At 59.8% G+C, this 937-nt stretch carries 1 pseudogene; it reads left to right on the top strand.

Annotated elements, in window-relative coordinates:
* Window positions 1–802 (top strand): annotated as a pseudogene (locus ABAC402_RS40515) (gfo/Idh/MocA family oxidoreductase); the annotation flags it as partial.
* Between the last annotated feature and the right edge of the window lie 135 nt (window positions 803–937).

Here is a 937-nt window from a genome sequence, read left to right on the forward strand (position 1 = left end):
CGCCATCGCCTTCGTCCATTCGGGCAAGCTGGGCCGGGTGCGCATGGCCAAGGCCTGGGCCTATCTGGCATGGGTGCAGACCCTGGCGGTCCAGCCCGATGGTCAGCCGCCGGCAGGTGTAAATTACGACCTGTGGCTTGGGCCGGCGCCGCTTCGCCCCTTCAATCCCAACCGCTTCCACTTCAACTTTCGCTGGTACTGGGACTATGCCGGCGGCTTCATGTCCGACTGGGGCGTCCATTTGATGGACATGGCCATATTGGGCATGAAGGCGGGAGCGCCCAAATCCGTAATGTCCGTCGGCGGAGCCTATGCCTATCCTGGCGCGGCGATGCAAACCCCGGACACGCAGTCGGCCCTGTTCGATTACGGCGACTTTTCCATTGCCTGGGAGCACAGTACGGGCATCGGGATAGGTCCCTATTCCGGCCGGGACCATGGCGTCGCCTTTATCGGCGAGTATGGTACACTGGTCGTTGATCGTGGTCAGTGGATGGTCACGCCGGAGACGAAGAATGGTGTGGCGAGGACCGAGGCCGTCGCCGTGACCAAGTCCAACGACAACGGCTTGAATAAACACGCGGCCAACTTCATCGACTGCATCAAGGACCGGTCGAAAACCCCCAACTGCAGCATTGAAGACGCTGCGAACACGGCCGTAGTCTGTCAGATGGGCAATATCGCCTATCGTACCGGCGGCAAGGTTCAATGGGACGCGCAGAAAAACCGCTTCGACGTCGCTGCGGCCAATGCCCTGATCACGCCGACCTACCGTGCCCCCTGGAAACTGCCAAAGGTATAGCGCCAGGGTTCCGCTGATGACCTGATGGTGCAGCGGCATAGATCGCAGGCTGTACCCGCGCTTGACATCTTGTCCATCCTCGTAAACGATTACAAAAAACATACGAGGAAACCGCTATGCAGGATTTCAATCGCC

The sequence above is a fragment of the Asticcacaulis sp. AC402 genome, assembly GCF_000495835.1.
In the GTDB taxonomy this organism is placed as follows: Bacteria; Pseudomonadota; Alphaproteobacteria; order Caulobacterales; family Caulobacteraceae; genus Asticcacaulis.